The organism is Pseudomonas sp. CGJS7, from assembly GCF_036961695.1.
The window spans coordinates 1-13,238 of sequence record NZ_JBAMDI010000205.1 but is presented as its reverse complement, the minus strand read 5'-3'; the positions used below and the strand labels follow the sequence as shown (position 1 = coordinate 13,238).

The window sequence follows — 13,238 nt, the reverse complement described above, 5'->3', positions numbered from 1 at the left end:
ACGCAAGGTGTCGGCGTACGGCGCCGCGCTGGAGTACGCGCCGTTGTCGTTGATGGTGTCCTGACCGTCGCCGAGGTTGAACAGATAGGTGTCGCCACCGTAGTAACCCGACATCGTGTCGTTGCCGGTGCCGCCTTCGAAGGTGTTGACCACCCACGGGTCGGTGCCCTTCAAGATGTCGTCACCCGCACCGCCGCGCAGCACATTGGTGCCCGAACCGTCGCTGATGACGTCATCGCCATCGCCGCCTTCCAGCACGTCGTTGCCGCTGCCGCCCTCGATCGTGTCGTTGCCGGCACCTCCGAACACCTTGTCGTTGCCGGAACCGGCGCTGATCGTGTCGTTGCCGGCTTCGCCGTGCAGCTCATCGTTGCCGTCGCCGGAGACGATCGTATCGCTGCCGCCGCCCGCGCGAATCACCGCATTGGAGCCGTTGACGCCGGTCAGCGTCTGGTCGGCATCGCTGCCGATCTGGGTGTACTTGTAGGTCAGATCGTACGCGGACCAGGAGGTGCCATCGGCGAAACGCACATTCTCCAGCCAGTTGCCGGCCGACACGTACCAGTTCTTGACCGTGATCTGATCGACGCCATTGCGGTGGGTGAACACCAAGTCGTCGCCCACGCGGTCGACCTTGATGTCCGCCGGCGCGATATCTTCGCCGAAACTGAGCGTATCGGCGTACTCGCCCGTGCTGGAATACGCACCATTGTCGCTGATCGTGTCGCGGCCGTCGCCGACGTTGAACACATAGGTGTCGCCGCCGTAGTAGCCCGACATGGTGTCGTCGCCGCTGCCGCCGATGAAGGTATTGACCGCCCAAGGGCTGGTACTGCGCAGAATGTCGTTGCCGGCGCCGCCACGCAGCACGTTGGTGCCGGAACCGTCGGTGATCACATCGTCGCCGTCGCCGCCTTCGAGCACGTCGTTGCCGCCCTCGCCCTCGAGGGTGTCGTTGCCCGACCCGCCATAGAGCTTGTCGTTGCCGGCGCCGCCGTTGAGCGAGTCGTCGCCGCTATAGCCGACCAGCACGTCGTTGCCGCCGCTGCCGACGATCACATCGCCGGTCGCGCCGCCGATCACCAGATCGTCGTCCTGGCTGGCGGCCGTACCCAGGTGCCCGCCGAACACGTTGGTACCGAACAACTGCACCGCACGGCCGACGAACTCGCCGCTGAACTGCGCGTGCTCGGCCATCGCGCCGAGCGTGTCGGACCATTCCCAGCCCTTGAACAGGCCGGAGTTGGCGCGGTACAGGTCGTACAGATCGTCCAATGCGCCATCGACATCGCCGCCGAAGGCCTTGTCGCGCAGCTTCTGATCCATCGCATCGAAATCGAAGACGAAGCCACGCACCGGATCCAGGACCAGATTCACTTCCGCCATATAGTTCTGCAGGCGGGTGAACATGACCAAACCGTAGTAGACCGAATCGCGCAGCTGCTCGTACGCCTCGCGCAACAGCTTGGCCGGCGTTTCGTCGATGTCGACGTTGATGACGAAATACTGGACCACCGTGCCCGGCTCGACCGGCTCCACGCCCCAGAAACGGTTGTTGGCGCTGACCCCGGCGCCCACGCCGGTGAAATAGTGCTGACCGTTGAAGCGCTCCAACACCGAAATCATGTCGGTCAGCTGGCCGACATTGCGGCCGAAGACGTTGAGCTTGACCGCACCGAAACCGCCGCCGCCCCACATCGCTTCGTACGAGGACTGCATGGTCGAGGTGTCGGCCCAGCGCGCCAGGAACGCGTCCATGCGGCTCATCATCTCGTTGCGGCTCATGCCGTCGCTCATGCCGTTGACCGCGGCCGCCAACTGCGGGTCGAGCGTGGCCGCTTCGGCCAGATCGCGGACCAGACCGGCACCGACCAGCGCCGGTAACTGCTTGGCCGCCTCGCTCAGTTCGATGTGGTCGGTGAAATCGCGATAGAAGTTGTTGTTGCCCAGCAACAGATCGCCGGTCACGCCGGTCGAACCATCGGTGCGGGTGAAGCTGCCGGTGGTGTCGATGATGTTGCCGTTGCGCAGGTCGACGTTGGTGGTCGAGGTGGGGTTGAGGTTGATCGAGGCGATGTTGAGCTGGCTCAGGGTGAACAGCTCATTGGCCGACGATTGGCCGTCCTGATTCAGGTCGCGCCAGACGCGCACATTGGCGAACTCGGCGTCGTTGGCGTCGAACACGTCGTCCTTGTTGGTGTCCAGACGGCTCAGCGCGCGCAGACCGGCGCTGCGCACGCGTTCGGGCGAATCGGGCGGCAAGGTGTTCGGATCGCCCTCCATCCCGGAACCGGCGGTCATATCGCCGAACAGTTCGCCGCCGTTGTCGATCACGCCGTTGCCGTTGCGGTCCCAGACCAGGAAACCGTCGTCGGGCTTGAGCCAGCCGCTGCCGTTGCGGATGCCGTCGCCTTCGTGGTCGAACAGCACTTCGCCGCTGTCGGAACCGACGGTTTCGATGCCGTCGCCGTCCAGATCCAGCACCAGCGGATCGCGGCGCGCGCTGAAGTTGCGGGCGCGGTCGAAATTGCGGCGGGTGTTGGGGTCGATGCCGTTCTCGGTGTCCTCGATCGCCTGATCCAGGTCGCGCTTGCGGTGCAGCAACTTGGTGTAGGCGTCGCCGAGCAGGCCGCTCGACAGCGGGCCGTTGAGCTCACGATCGAACAGGTCGTTCATCGTGAAGTTTTCGGCCAGCGGAATGTCCAGAGTGAACTTCTTGAAACCGATCGTGCCCTCGGCCTTGGCCGACGGAACCATCGGCGCGCTGGGATCGGTGGGATGGGGAACCATGCCGTTCGGAGTCAATTTGACGCCGACTTCCGCGCCGCCGGGACCGCGCCAGGACAAGCTGATCGATTCGCCGCTGGCGGTGAAGCCGCCATTACCGTCCGCGGTGATGTTGCCCGATATCGTCATGTTGCCGTTGCCCGACGCCAGGCCGCTCTTATAGCTCGCAGTGCCTTCGGCGAGATTGTAGGTAAGCCCCGCGGTCGGGCCAGTGCCGCCCGACGGCGGCTTGTAGCTCGCAGATATCGTGCCCTTATCGATATTCGCGTTGAAACTGATATCTCCAATGCCATTGGAGAATGTTTTGTTTAACGGCGGCAACGCCATAACTGCTCCTTGGTTGTATTGACTTAGTCCTGTACCGAAGCCGGGAAAGGACGTCCTTTCGCCGGCCCGATTCTGAGCTCGCCCGCGGGTTCTGCGTTGTGTGCGTCTGCCGCAACGGCAACACGGGCGAGTGTGCGGGCGGCGCGTTGCAGCAACGCGTCGCCGCAATGGCTATCGCTCGCGCAGCGCCTCACCCGCATGCTGCTTGAGCGGACTGAGCAGGTAATCGATCACCCGCCGCTTGCCGGTCTTGATCTCCACGCTCAAGGCCATGCCGGGCGTGAGGTTCACCCGCACGCCGTCGATCAGAAAACTCGACCCGTGCAAGCGCACGCGCGCGGGAAACACCAGCCCCAGTTGTTCGTCCTGGGCCGCGTCGTGGGAGACGCTCTCGACCGTGCCGGTGAGATAGCCGTAACGGGTATAGGGAAAGCTCTCGATCTTGACCGTGACCGTCTGCCCGCGCCGGACGAAGCCGATGTCCTTGTTGAGCACCGTGGCCTCGACCTCCAACGCTTCGCGGCTGGGCACGACCGCGAGCAAGGCTTGCGCCGGGGTGACCACGCCGCCATTGGTGTGCACGGCCAATTGCTGCACGGTGCCGTCGACCGGCGCGCGCAGTTGCATGAACTTGTCGCGCTGGCCGGTCTTGGCGACTTCGGGCGTGTACTGGCGCACTTGCTCGGTCGCCTGACGCAGGCTGTCCAGGGTTTGCTGGCGCATGTCGGCGGTCATCGCACGCAACTCCTCGCGCGCACCGTTCAGCGCCGACTGAGTCTCGTGCAGCCGGCTGCGCTGGGCGGCCAAGTCGCGCTCAACCGCGATGCGCTCTTGTTCGCGCAGCAGGTAGTCGTGACGGCCGACGTACTTGCCTTCGACCAGCTTGGCGTAGTCCTCGGCGCGCGAGCGGGCGATGCCGGCCGACTTTTCCAGCGGGCCGATCAGCGCCTGCACGGTCTGGGTTTCGGCCTGACGCTGGGCGATGGCCGCGGCCAGGTTCTGCTTGCGCGCCTGATAGGTGTCGAACTGGCTCAACGCGAGTTGGCGCGCGGCCTCATAACGCGCCGGCGGTAAGCCATCTCCTGGTGCCAGCGCGGGCGCGCGGCCGGAATCGATCGATGCGCTCAACGCCGACAGCCGCAACTCGGCCAGCCTGGCGTTGATGAGTTCTTCGCCGGCCTTCTCGAAATCGGCGGCGGATGCGGTGGCGTCCAGCTCGATCAGCAACTGCCCGCGCTTCACCGTCTGCCCGTCGCGCACCAGGATGTTGCGCACCACCGCCGTTTCCAGCGGCTGCACCACCTTGGTCCGCGAACCGGCCACGGTCTTGCCCGGCGCCACCGCGACGATGTCCAGCTGGCCGATGCAGGCCCACAGCACCGCCACGCAGAACAAGGCGATGACGATGCGCATGGTCCAGCGCGGCAACGGCGAGATCGGCGTGTCGATCAGTTCCAGATGCGCGGGCAGGAACGCCAGTTCCTCGGGGCTGCGCTGCGGCGGGTCGAACTGCCGGCGCACGCCCCAGGCGGCCTTGAATACGCGGCCGTAGCGCGCGGCGAAATCAGTCCAGGCTTGAAAGATATGTTTCATCGATCAGCCCTGCTGCAAACGGTGCAGACGCGCATAGTGGCCGTCGGGCCGCGCGATCAGTTCGGCATGGTTGCCGCTCTCGACGATGCGTCCCTTCTCCATCACCACGATCCGGTTGGCACGCCGCACCGTCGACAGGCGGTGGGCGATGATCAACACCGTGCGGCCCTTGCAGATCGCATGCATGTTCGACATCACCGCATGCTCGGACTCGTAGTCCAGCGCGCTGGTGGCCTCATCGAAGATCAGAATGCGCGGATCGGTGATCAGCGCGCGGGCGATGGCGACGCGTTGGCGCTGCCCGCCGGACAGGCCGGTGCCGTGCTCGCCGACCTTGGTGTCGTAACCTTCCGGCAATTCGACGATGAAGTCGTGCGCGCCGGCCAGTTTGGCCGCATGGATCACTCGCTCCAATGGAACGCCCGGATCGGACAGGGCGATGTTCTCGCGGATGCTGCGGTTGAACAGGAAGTTCTCCTGCAACACCACGCCCAGCTGGCGCCGCAACCAGGCCGGATCGGCCAGCGACAAATCGTGGCCGTCGACCAGCACCCGCCCGCGCTCGGGCACGTACAGCCGCTGCACCAGCTTGGTCAGCGTGCTCTTGCCCGAACCCGAGCGGCCGACGATGCCGACCACTTCGCCGGCGGCGATATCCAGATCGATACCGGCGATCACTTCCGGCGCATCCGGGCGATAGCGGAACACCACGTTCTCGAACGTCACCCGGCCGCGGATCGGCGGCAGGGTCATGCGGCTGCCCGGCAGTTCGGTGCGGGTATTGAGGATGTCGCCGAGGCGTTCGACCGAAATGCCGACTTGCTGGAAGTCCTGCCACAGCTGCGCCAGACGGATGATCGGCGCGGCGACCTGCCCGGCCAGCATGTTGAACGCGATCAGCTGGCCGACCGAGAGCTTGCCGTCGATCACCAGTTGCGCGCCCCAGTACAGGATCGCGATGCTGACCAGCTTCTGCACCAGTTGCACGCCCTGCTGGCCGATGGTCGCCAGCCGGGTGACCCGGAACGCGGCCGCCACGTAACCGGCAAGCTGGTTGTCCCAGGTACGGGTCACCCGCGGATCGACCGCGGTGGCCTTGATCGTGCCGATGCCGTTGACGGTTTCGACCAGGAACGATTGGTTGTCGGCGCCGCGCGAGAATTTTTCGTCCAGCCGCTTGCGCAGCGACGGAGTGATCGCAGCCGACCAGATCGCGTACAGCGGCAGCGATATCACCACGATCAGGGTAAGCCAGCCGCTGTAATAGAACATCACCGCCAGGAACACCACGGTGAACATCAAATCCAGCACCGAGGTCAGCGCCTGACCGGTGAGGAAGCTGCGGATGTTCTCCAGCTCGCGCACGCGGGCGACGGTATCGCCGACCCGGCGCGATTCGAAATACGCCAGCGGCAGCGACAGAATGTGCCGGAACAAACGCGCGCCGAGCTCGACGTCGATCTTGCTGGTGGTGTGGGCGAACACGTAGGTGCGCAAACCGTTGAGCACCACGTCGAACACCGCGATCGACACCAGCCCGGCCACGATCACGTGCAGCGTGGTCAGGCCGCGATGGACCAGCACCTTGTCCATCACCACTTGATAGAACAGCGGCGTGACCAGCGCGAACAACTGGATGAACAGCGAAACCACCAGCACTTCCAGCAGCAGCTTGCGGTACTTCACCACCGCCGGCACGAACCAGCTGAAATCGAAACGGGCCAGTTCGCCCAGCACCGAGGCGCGCGAGGTGACCTGGAGCAGACGGCCGGCGTAGCGCGCCTGGAACTCCTCCAGGCTCAGCGTGCGCGGCCGTTTGAGCGCCAGATCGTGGATCAGCACGCCGTCGGGGCCGACCTTGGCCACCACGAACGACTCCCCGCCCGGCACCAGCGCCAACGCCGGCAGGCTGGCGCGGCCGATCCGCGATACCGGTTGGGCCACGACCTTGGCCTTGAACCCCATCTCGCGGGCGGCCAGCAGCAGCGAAGTTTCATCGGCTGGGCGGTCGTTGCCGCCAAAACGATGGATCAACTGGGCGTAATCGGCAGCGACTCCGTGAAACTGCGCCAAAAGCACCAGACCCATCCACGACAGGTCCAACCCCTGCTCCCCGGCGACCGGCGTCCCCGGGACCAAGGCCACATTCCCTTGCGACATCTGCACTTCTCTGACTGAATTTTGGACCGCCCCGGGCAGGCCCCGGGGTTGCTGCGGTTACGCCGGAAACCTTGCCAATTCAATGCGTTTCCGGCCGCGGAGCATCACATTGCCCCATAGCCGTGTCAATTGTTGCGACCGGCCAACCCAACCGCCGCATTTAGCTAAAAAACCGGGCCCCCGCCCCCACCCGTGCCTTTCGTCAGGGGCTGGCCCAGGCCGCGATCGGGTACGCTCCGGGGTTCCTTTTGACGAGGTTCGCACCATGAAGCATCCCCTCGCCGTGGCCCTGGCCGTGGCCCTGATCGCCACCGCTCCCGGCCTGGCCCACAATGCCCAGGCCCAGACGAAGACCGACAAAGCCGTGACCCAGACCGCCGCTCCGACCGCCGCCTCCAGCGCGAACCCGTTCTTCCAGCTCAGCCCGCTGCCGCTGCACTTCCCCCAGTTCGACAAGATCAAGGACGCCGACTTCGCGCCCGCCTTCGATCGCGGCATGGCCGACCAGATCAAGGAAATCGAAGCGATCGCCGATAACCCCGAACCGGCTAGCTTCGACAACACCATCGTGGCGATGGAGCGCTCCGGCCAGATCCTCAGCCGTGCGGTGTCGACCTTCTTCAACCTCACCGGCACCGACACCAACCCGACCCGCGAGAACCTGCAGCAGCAGTACGCGCCCAAGCTGTCGGCGCACCGCGACGCGATCTCGCTGAACCCGAAGCTGTTCGCCCGGATCAAGAGCCTGTACGAACAGCGCGAAAAGCTCGGCCTGGACGCCGAGGGCGTGCGCCTGATCGAGCGTTACCACTCCGACTTCGTCCGCAGCGGCGCCAACCTCAGCGACGCGCAGAAGACCCGGCTGAAGGCGATCAACGCCGAGCTGGCCGAACTCGGCGCCAAGTTCAGCAAGAACGTGCTGGCCGAGGTCAAGGAATCGGCGATCGTGGTCGATACCAAGCAAGAGCTGGCCGGCCTGTCGGAGGAGCGCATCGCCGCCGCCGCCGAAGCCGCCAAGGCCCGCAAGCTGGAAGGCAAGTACCTGCTGACCCTGCTCAACACCACCGGCCAGCCGCCGGAAACCGACCTGACCAACCGCGCCCTGCGCGAAAAGCTGCACAAGGCTTCGGTCGCGCGCGGCAGCCGCGGCAACCAGTACGACAACACCGCCATCGTCTCCAAGGTCGTCACCCTGCGCGCCGAGCGCGCCAAGATGATGGGCTACCCCAACTACGCGGCCTACGTGCTGGAAGACGAAACCGCCAAGAGCCCCGAAGCCGTCAACAAGATGCTCGGCCAGCTGGCCCCGGCCGCGGTCGCCAACGCCAAGCGCGAAGCCGCCGACCTGCAGGCGATGATCGACAAGGAACAGGCCGCCAAGGGCGAGAAGAGCTTCCAGCTCGAGCCGTGGGACTGGGCGTTCTACGCCGAGAAGGTGCGCAAGGAAAAGTTCGCCTTCGACGAAGCCGAGCTCAAGCCCTACTTCGAGATGAAGAACGTGCTGGAAAACGGCGTGTTCTACGCCGCCGGCCAGCTCTACGGGCTGAAGTTCAAGCAGCGCACCGACCTGCCGCTGTACCGCGACGACGTCACCGCCTACGACGTGTTCGATTCCAACGGCAAGCAGCTGGCGATCTTCATCGCCGACATGTACGCGCGCGATTCCAAGCGCGGCGGCGCCTGGATGAACTCCTACGTGGAGCAGTCCGAGCTGTTCGGCACCCTGCCGGTGGTCGCCAACCACCTCAACATCCCCAAGCCGCCGGCCGGCAAGCCGACACTGATGACCTGGGATGAGGTCACCACCATGTTCCACGAGTTCGGCCATGCCCTGCACGGCATGTTCTCGAACGTGAAGTACCCCTACTTCTCCGGCACCAGCGTGCCGCGCGACTTCGTCGAGTTCCCCTCGCAGGTCAACGAGATGTGGGCCGACTGGCCGTCGGTGCTGGCCAACTACGCCAAGCACTACCAGACCGGCGCGCCGATGCCGAAGGAACTGCTCGACAAAGTGCTGGCGGCGTCCAAGTTCAACCAGGGCTTCACCACCACCGAGTATCTGGGCGCGGCGATGCTGGACCAGAACTATCACCAGATCGGCGACGCCTCCAAGGTGCCCGCGCCGAAGGACGTGATGGCGTTCGAAACCGCTTCGCTCAAGCAGGACGGGATCTTCTACGCGCCGGTCCCGCCGCGTTACCGCACCCCGTATTTCAGCCACATCATGGGCGGCTACGCGGCCGGTTACTACGCCTATATCTGGTCCGAGGTGCTCGACGCCAACACCGTGGAATGGATCAAGCAGCACGGCGGCCTGACCCGCGAGAACGGCGACCGCTTCCGCGCCACCCTGCTCTCGCGCGGCGGCAGCAAGGACGCGCTGCAGCTGTTCCGCGATTTCTCCGGCCACGAACCGCAGATCCAGCCGCTGCTGGAACGCCGCGGCCTGACCGCGCCGGCCGCCGCCGCGGGTTCGAAGAATAAATAATTCAGCCCGCTAGACCGGTTTTAACAAAAAAGGCCGCCCACCTGTCCGGTGGGCGGCCTTTTCTGCGTTTGTAGGCCACATAAGCACACCGAATACGTTATCTCGATCTAAATATTGATACTAAATTCCACATTATCTGCACTCTTTTGGCGAAGCCCGATCTATGTCACATTAGGTTTTAAGGGAGCCCTATTAACCTGATATTGGATATCGACGGCACTGTTTCTACATAAGAAAACAGCTTGAAGTTCGACCAACAGGGGACATCAGGATGGCCGCTATCTCAGCTGCTCACACCGGCGCGGGCACTTCCGGCACCGGCCTGGACAATCGCAACAACCGCCGCATCGCCGTAGTCGAGCGCGACCCTCATCTGCGCCAGCAGATCCTGCACTCGCTGCAGATGCGTCAGTTCGCGATCGTCGAATGCGCCAACGCCACCGCGCTGTACCGCAACCTGCTCAGTTCGCCGTGCGACATCGCGGTGATCGCCAGCGATCTGCCCGACGACAATCCGCGTTCGGTGGCGCTGCATCTGCGCCAGCATTCGGACATCGGCATCGTCATGCTCGACGCCGACGCGGGCCTCGGCGGTCAGCACGACTCCTACCACGAGATCGCCGACGCCTGCTTCAGCAAGCCGGTCGACCTGGACAGCCTGGCCGCGGTGGTCACCGCGATGCACAGCCTGCAACACCACATGCGCGCCATGCCCACCCGCGCCGGCACCGGCCAGCCCGAATGGGAACTGGCGCTGGACGGCTGGACCCTGCGCACGCCCGACGGCGCCGCGATCGATCTGAGCGCGCCCGAGCGCAGCGTGCTGCTGCGTCTGGTCAACACCGGCGCGGGCGGCCATCCGGTCTCGCACGACAGCCTGATCGGTTCGCTCACCAGCGATGTCTACGACTTCGATCCGCATCGCCTGGAAATGCTGATCTACCGCCTGCGCAAGAAAGTCGCGCTGATGAGCCCGCTGCCGTTGCCGCTGCGCGCGGTGCGCGGCATGGGTTATCTGTGCACCATCGTGCGCGCGAGCAACTGAGCGGTTTCGCGCATCGCGGCGAAACGTTAAAAACCAGCGGACGTCACCGATTGAACGGATGACAGCCGCGTGATTGTCGCAACTCAATCACAGCGTCATCGGGACGGCGGCCGCAGGGCCGCCGTCGTTGTTTGCGCCCTGTCGTTTTCGCAGTGATCGCCAGTGAGACACGGTGATCCTGCATGAGTGTGTTGCGTATCCGCGTTACCTAGCCTGGGTTTGCCGATGGCTGACCGCGCCAGCGAACCGGACAGCCAGGGCATCGGGGGGATACAGGGACCGATTATGCGGCCGAAGATCGGCCGGACGACGCCTACTCCCGCCAGCGATGCCGATCGGCCCCGCATCGTTCGCAGACGGAGGCTGTCAATGAACAGGCGCATCGTTTCCCAATCCAAGGCCCATCGCACTCATCCCCAACCCACGCGCGGCACGGCGGTGCTGCGCCTATCGTTGTTGAGCGGCTGCATCGCCCTGGGCATGCTCGCCCTGCCCGCGGCCGCGGCCGAACCGCAAGCCGATCTCGGTGCGAAGGTGGAAAACGCCGTCGACGGCGCAGCGGCCAAGGACTCGACGGAAAACGAAACACAGCAAGCCGAGGCGACCAGCGACCAGGCGCTCGACAGCGAAGCCCCGCTGTTGCCGCTGGTGTTCGACGGCATTCCGAACGCCAACACCTGGAACTCGGCCAGTGCGTTCGATGGCGGCATGGTTTCGCCGATGAGCGTGATCCAGCCGCCGCCGGTGCTCAACAACACCCTACCCGGCATCGTCAGTTATCTGCAGAACTGGCTGCTCGGCAACGACTACCAGGCCTGCGGCCTGCTCGGCACCGGCTGCCTCACCATCGACCGGGCCAACTTCAATTACTCGTATCTGTCGCTGATCCTCAATCTGATCCAGGCGCCGAACGTGGTCGATCTGGACGGCAATCAGCCGGCCAACCACATGACCCTGATCGGCGCGGTCCACTCCGACAGCTACATCCAGTTCCAGGACAGCAACTACACCGGCAACAACAACAACGCCTCGTGCGTGGTCATCGGCCTGGCCTGCACCTGGCGCACCAACGCCGCGCAGAACAACCAGACCATCATCGGCGACGGCAGCTACGCCAACGGCTCCAACACCATCGTGATGGGCACCAACGCGCGCCATCAGCTGCCCACCATCACCGCCGCCCAAGCCGGCTTCACCGGCGGACCGGACACCAACTACGCCGCGCGCCTGGGCAATTCGGTGGTGATCGGCGACAACAGCTTCGGCAATGCCGACCGCCAGACCATCCTCGGCTTCGGCGCGACCTCCACCCACGCCAACAGCGTCGCGCTCGGCGCGGGTTCTTCCACCGCGGTCGGCGCGCAAACCAACTACGTCGCCTTCGGCCTGGCCGCGCCGCAAACCTCCGCCGGCGAAGTCTCGATCGGCGCGGCCGGCGCGACCCGCAAGCTGACCAACGTCGCCGCCGGCAGCGTCGGCACCGACGCGGTCAATCTGGCCCAGTTGCAAGGCGCGCTGGCCACCGCCGCGGCCGATCCGTTCGCGGTCAAGTACGACGACGCCGGCGGCACGCCGAACTTGCAGAGCGTCACCCTGCAAGGCGCCGGCGGCACGCTGATCTCCAATGTGCGCGCCGGCGCGGTCAACGCCGCCAGCACCCAGGCGATCAACGGCTCGCAGGTGTTCGCGATCAGCCAATCCAACGCTCAGCACCTGGGCGCGGGCGCGGCCGTCGCCGCCGACGGCACCATCACCGCGCCGAACTACGTCATCGCCGGCAACGGCTACAACAACGTCGGCGCCGCGCTCGCCGCGATCGACACCGGCATGGCCAACGCCGACGCCTTCGCGGTGCAGTACGACGACGACGGCGCCGGCAATCCCAACTACGGTGCGATCACCCTGCGCGGGCCGGCCGGCACCGGCACGGTGCTCGGCAATCTCGCCGCGGGCCAGATCGCCGCGGGCAGTCTGCAAGGCGTCAACGGCGGCCAGATCTTCGGCATCGGCAGCAACATCGCCAACATCTTCGGCGGCGGCGCCACCTTCAACGCCGGCGGTACGTTCGGCGCGCCCAGTTACGTCATCGGCGGCAACACCTACACCAACGTCGGCTCCGCCCTGTCCGCGCTGGACAACAACGTGAGCACCGGCGACGCCTTCTCGGTCAAGTACGACGACGACGGCGCGGGCAACCCGAATTACAACCGGATCACCCTGCGCGGCCCGGCCGGTACCGGCTCGGTGCTCGACAACCTCGCCAACGGGCAAATCGCCGCGGGCAGCCTGCAAGGCGTCAACGGCGGCCAGATCTTCGGCATCGGCACCAGCATCGCCAACATCTTCGGCGGCGGCGCCACCTTCAACGCCGGCGGCACCTTCGGCGCACCCAGCTACGTCATCGGCGGCAACACCTACACCAACGTCGGCGCCGCGCTGACCGCGCTGGACGGCAGCATCACCGGCACCAACGCCTTCACCGTGCAGTACGACGACGACGGCAGCGGCAATCCCGACTACGGCAACATCACCCTGCGCGGGCCCGCCGGCACCGGCACGACGATCGACAATCTGGCCGGCGGCCAGATCGCGTCGGGCAGCCTGCAGGCGGTCAACGGCGGGCAGATCTTCGCCATGGGCAACTCGATCGCCTCGATCTTCGGCGGCGGCTCGCTGTTCAACGGCGGCGTGTTCGGCGCGCCCAACTACACCGTGCAGGGCGGCAACTACAGCAACATCGGCGCCGCCTTCGCCGCGGTCGACGCCAGCCTGACCAACATCAACAACCGCATCGACAACCTGCCGCCGGGCAGCACGCCCGATCCGCGGGTGGCCATC

The 13,238-nt window shown here is 65.4% G+C and carries 5 protein-coding genes and 1 pseudogene; 3 read left to right on the top strand and 3 right to left on the bottom strand.

Translation table 11 applies throughout. The features are described 5' to 3' along the window. The 3 genes from V7787_RS50300 to V7787_RS50290 all read right to left on the bottom strand — a co-directional run. On the bottom strand, positions 1-2,916 hold a 2,916-nt coding region (locus V7787_RS50300), incomplete at its 3' end, for a calcium-binding protein (protein ID WP_336095043.1). A gap of 369 nt (positions 2,917-3,285) precedes the next feature. After that, positions 3,286-4,707: an HlyD family type I secretion periplasmic adaptor subunit gene (locus V7787_RS50295; protein ID WP_336095042.1), complete on the bottom strand. Its 1,422-nt coding sequence runs from the start codon at positions 4,705-4,707 to the stop codon at positions 3,286-3,288. A 3-nt stretch (positions 4,708-4,710) separates the two neighbouring features. After that, on the bottom strand, positions 4,711-6,795 hold the full coding sequence (locus V7787_RS50290; protein ID WP_336095044.1) for a type I secretion system permease/ATPase: 2,085 nt from the start codon (positions 6,793-6,795) through the stop codon (positions 4,711-4,713). Between the two features lie 337 nt (positions 6,796-7,132). Here V7787_RS50290 and V7787_RS50285 point away from each other — a divergent pair, with 337 nt between their 5' ends. From V7787_RS50285 to V7787_RS50275, 3 genes and pseudogenes are all read left to right on the top strand, one after another. Next, on the top strand, positions 7,133-9,355 hold the full coding sequence (locus V7787_RS50285) for a M3 family metallopeptidase (protein WP_336095041.1): 2,223 nt from the start codon (positions 7,133-7,135) through the stop codon (positions 9,353-9,355). 271 nt (positions 9,356-9,626) lie between these two features. Further along, complete coding sequence (locus tag V7787_RS50280; protein ID WP_336095040.1) at positions 9,627-10,400, top strand: response regulator transcription factor; 774 nt, start codon at positions 9,627-9,629, stop codon at positions 10,398-10,400. 369 nt (positions 10,401-10,769) lie between these two features. After that, a pseudogene (locus tag V7787_RS50275) lies at positions 10,770-13,238 on the top strand (hypothetical protein); the annotation flags it as partial.

Excerpts from the sequence above, each read along its gene's own strand:
- V7787_RS50290 (WP_336095044.1), bottom strand. The coding sequence starts at position 6,795 with ATGGGTCTGGTGCTTTTGGCGCAGTTTCACGGAGTCGCTGCCGATTAC.
- V7787_RS50285 (WP_336095041.1), top strand. The coding sequence starts at position 7,133 with ATGAAGCATCCCCTCGCCGTGGCCCTGGCCGTGGCCCTGATCGCCACC.
- V7787_RS50295 (WP_336095042.1), bottom strand. The coding sequence starts at position 4,707 with ATGAAACATATCTTTCAAGCCTGGACTGATTTCGCCGCGCGCTACGGC.
- V7787_RS50280 (WP_336095040.1), top strand. The coding sequence starts at position 9,627 with ATGGCCGCTATCTCAGCTGCTCACACCGGCGCGGGCACTTCCGGCACC.